Origin of the sequence: Catenulispora pinisilvae (genome assembly GCF_015356865.1) — a bacterium.
Lineage (GTDB): Bacteria > Actinomycetota > Actinomycetes > Streptomycetales > Catenulisporaceae > Catenulispora > Catenulispora pinisilvae.
In genome coordinates this window covers 1-3,552 of record NZ_JAAFZA010000445.1, presented here as the reverse complement: position 1 = coordinate 3,552, position 3,552 = coordinate 1, and the positions used below count along the sequence as shown (strand labels likewise).

Annotated in this window: 2 protein-coding genes; both read right to left on the bottom strand. The window is 71.0% G+C overall.

Annotated elements, in window-relative coordinates; translation table 11 throughout:
- On the bottom strand, positions 1-1,396 hold a 1,396-nt coding region (locus IZR01_RS48625; protein ID WP_194927830.1), incomplete at its 3' end, for a hypothetical protein.
- A gap of 207 nt (positions 1,397-1,603) precedes the next feature.
- Complete coding sequence (locus IZR01_RS48620) at positions 1,604-3,397, bottom strand: substrate-binding domain-containing protein (protein ID WP_194927829.1); 1,794 nt, start codon at positions 3,395-3,397, stop codon at positions 1,604-1,606.
- Between the last annotated feature and the right edge of the window lie 155 nt (positions 3,398-3,552).

Sequence of the window (3,552 nt, the reverse complement as noted above, 5' to 3'; positions counted from 1 at the left end):
CCCCCAACCACCGCATCCCGGCCCCGGCCGTCGACCGCACCGCCGCCCCCGCCGACGGCGCGAGCCCGTCCACATTCCGCGCCACGCGCGCCAACGCGGTGCAGTGCGCCGGCGTCCACTCGGTGTAGCAGCGCTGCCATAAGTCGGGGCCGAGCACCGTCGACAACACGGTCCGCAACGGCGGCTCCGGCGCCGGCTTGCTGAAACCGGGCACGATGAAGTCGGGCACGTTCAGCCCGTCCGCCGCCATGGGCGCGGTCGGCAACGGCGGCGCGATGAGCGTAGGCGGATCGGGATCAGGCTGCGGCATGACCTTGGTCTTGGTGACGGTGGCGGGCGCGACGAAATCGGCCCGCAGGAAATCGGGCACCACAAGCTCATTGGGATCGATGGGCGGCATCGGATCGACCAGCGTAGGCGGATCGGCCTGCGGCCCGAGCACCACACTCCGCATCGGCGCCACCCGCGGCGCCTTCCGCGGCGCAACAGGCTCGGCACCAGCCGAGGGCTCGAACTCGATCCGCGGCACCTGCCGAGTCGGCGCCTCATCGCGGAACAGCGGCCGCGCGCCGATCCAATCCGGATCCAGCGCACGTTCCTTGCGCAACAAGGGGCGCTGCTCGGCAGGACGCGGCTCGGGCTCATCGGCAGGCTCGGCGGCAGAGTCAGGGGCGGGTTCAGTGGCAGAGTCAGGGGCGGCTTCGGCGGCGGGTTCAGTGGCAGAGTCAGAGGCGGGTTGAGCGGCATTGCTGGTGGAAGTGGCGGATTCAGGCTCCTGTTCGGCCTCAGGTTCTGCCTCGACTTGCTCCGGCTGCTGCTCGGGCTCGGCCTGATCGAGTTCTGCCCCGGCTTGCTCTTGCTCCGGCTGCTGCTGGATCTCGGCCTGATCGAGTTCCGCCTTCTGCTCGGGCTCCACCTCGTCTGCTGCCAGCTCCGGAACTTGCTCCGGCTCGACCTCAGCCTGCTCTTGTTCGGCCTGCTCGATCTCCGCCCGCCGCTTACGCTCGGCACGCTCCCGATCCAGGTACGACCGCTGCCCCGGTCCCTTCGCCGATTCGCGCTCCTCGGCCTCCGCCGGCCCGTGCTCCGCCTCAGCCTCGGAAGGCCCCTGCTCGCCCTCCCGCAAGGCGCGCCGGCTCCGCTCACGATCCAAATACGATCGTCGCCCCACCGGCGTCGTCACCTCACTCGCGTCATTCGCGCCCGGCCTCGCGTCTTCGCGCGTCGGCTCCTCGTCTGCGAGGCTTCCCGGCGGCGGGGTCTGCGACTCCTCCGCGGGGGGTGGCGTTGCGCGGTCGCGGAGTTCGCCAGCGCGCGCTGTCAGTTCGGTGTGGGCGGAGGTCCAGGCGGTGGGGGCCTCGGTGAGGGCCGGGTCGGCGAGGGTGATGGTGCGCATCGCGTGGCGCGGGGGGTGCATCGCGGCGCCGCCGAGGTTGCGGTGCTGGGGGCAGCGGGTGCCCGGTTCCCGGACATGGCGTTGGCACGCGCTGCCGTCGCGCGTCGGTGCCCCGCAGTGAAAGGCCATGGAGGCATGTTCTCGATTACTGCTCGGGTCTGTCATGCGGTTCGTACCAGATCGTTAACACGGGAATCTCACAGTCCCTCAGCGGGTGTCGGTGCTGCCCAGTATCGCCGCGGTCATCTGTCCGATGTCGCCGAAGTGCACGGCCGCGCCGCCGGTGACCGCGGTGATCTTGTTCAGCAGGGTCAGGTCGACGTCGGCGCCGAGGGCGACCACGAATACGCGCACCGGTCGCGCCGGGTCCACCGTCGCCTGCAAGCGCGTGATCAGCTGGTCCGAGCTCATGCTGTTGAGGTTGTCGTCCTTGCCGTCGGTGAACACCACCACCGTGTTGACCCGCGCCGGGTCCCAGCCCTTCTGCACGTCCTGATACGCCGCCAACAACGCGTCGTACAGTCCGTTGCGCGACCCGGCCTTCTCCGTGAGCGCCCCGTACGCCGCGACCATCCGCTGCCCATGCGTCGCGGAGCCAGCGCCGGCGTTACCACCCGAACCCGCACCCGGCTCAGGCGCCCCCAACTCAGCGATCGGCAACACCGGATCGATGACCGTCGTACCGGCCGCGTCATGAGTGGTGGTGAACGTCCACAACCCCATCGCCGCGTGGCTCCCGAACAAAGCCATCGCCTTCTCACACGCCGAACCCGTCAGCTGCAACCGCGTCTGCCCGGTCCCCGGCACCGTCTGCGCCATCGACCCCGACACGTCCACCACCGCCAGCATCCGCAACTGCCGCGTCAGCGTCGCCCACAACGCCAGCGCCTGCCCGGCCAGCCCGTAGTCGGCACGCGTGGCCGCCATCAGCTGGGTGCCGCGCAGCAGTGGATCGGCGGCCAACACCGTCGACGGCGCCCCGTCCGGCGAACGAAAACCCTGACGCCGCAACGCATCCTGGGCATGGGTCTGGAGATACGACAGCAACGAGTTCCCGGCCACCGCGTGCGCATCATCCGCCCCGTTGAGCAGCACCATCGGGTAGTCCAGCGAAGCCGAGGCATCCGACGGATACAACGCCGTCAACGGCACTGCGGGCTTGTGGCTGTTGTACTGGAACACCGCCTGCTCCGAAGCCGGAAACACCTTCCCCGCCAAGGCCGTCATCGACGCCGCGACGTTGTTCGCCATCCCCTTTACGAACCCGGTGATCCCGACCTTCAGCTGCGGATCGTTCACCGCTCGTGTGAGCATCCCGTCCAGTGCGATCAGCGCCGACAGCCCTGCCGCGTCGTGCGTCGGATCAGCGATCGCCACCACCGGCCCGCCGGTTGGAGTGCCCGGCGTGCTCGGCGCACCCGCAGCGCCCGCAGCACCCGCAGCGCCCTGAGACTGCGCCAAAGCCAGCTTCACCAACTGTTCCCAACTGAAGGCGCCCGCCCCGCCCAACGCATCCGCCACCGCCTTCGGCGCCGCCACCACGGTCGGCGAATCAGCCACCGAACTCCCGTTCTGCGGCAGCGCCGCCTGCCCGGCGGCGGTGGCCCGCGCCAGCTCCAGCCACAGCGACGTGTCCGGGATCCACACGTCCGGCCGCCCGCTCACCCCCGCCGGAGCCGCGCCGCCGCCGGCCAGGTACCGCGCCATGTCCGCCGAGTCGGCCGCCGTCATCAGCACCCGCACACACGGCACCGGCTGCGGCGCGAGCACCGGTGCCAGCACGCTCGCCAGGTCCGGCGCGACCACCGCCGAGACCGTCGTCGGCCGCGAGGGGCAGGAGACCGAGGCGGCCGCGGTGCCGGACGGGGGCCGGTGCCGTGCCGAGTACCAAGCCGCCCCGCCCGCGGACGCCGCCAGCACCAGCACCACCACGATCGTGATCGGCAGCGAGATCCGGGCGCGACGCCGCGGGGAGGAACGGTGAACGGGCCCGTGCGCCATGCCGGCGGTTCCTTCCGTGTGACCTGTGACACTCGTGGAACGCGCGCAGGCTATTGGGTCAGGGCCCGGATTTGAAGACATCGCGCGTTGATGACATCGCGCGGCCGCCGCCGCACACTGCGGCCACCGCCGCGCACCGCGGCCCGTCCCCGGCC